Here is a 384-nt window from a genome sequence, read left to right as displayed (position 1 = left end):
TGGCAAGGCTTTGGCATAGGTGGTGGCACTGACCAGACGGCCCAGCGTATCGTAGCTATACGCTTTGACATACCCCAGGCTGTCGATGCTGTAACGCACACGGCCATTGGCATCGAAGACTTGTTGCAAGCGCTGGTCATTCGCGGCATCGGGATGCAGCAAGGCACGCACGCTGTCCGTGCTAATGGTGTTGGCGGTGGCTGGCAAGCCACTGAGGGCTATCGTGTTGGCGTAGCTGATGCTAGCAATTGCATTGTCATTGGCATCATAGCGATTTTCTGAAACAGCGCCCTGGCTGTCGACGGTAAACACCAGCCTGCCAGCAGCGTCATGGGTATACCGCACATTGCGGTCTTGCTTGCCATTGGGCTGCAACTGACTGGC

At 56.8% G+C, this 384-nt stretch carries 1 protein-coding gene; it reads right to left on the bottom strand.

Annotation, left to right across the window (positions count from 1 at the left end):
• Positions 1-384 (bottom strand): hypothetical protein (locus ACO0K9_RS28095; protein WP_422990701.1); only part of this gene is annotated, 384 nt, incomplete at both ends.

It is taken from the genome of Undibacterium sp. Ji50W (genome assembly GCF_049340445.1).
GTDB lineage: Bacteria > Pseudomonadota > Gammaproteobacteria > Burkholderiales > Burkholderiaceae_D > Undibacterium.
Note: the sequence above shows the minus strand (reverse complement) of the source record. Positions and strands in the feature narration are given on the sequence as shown.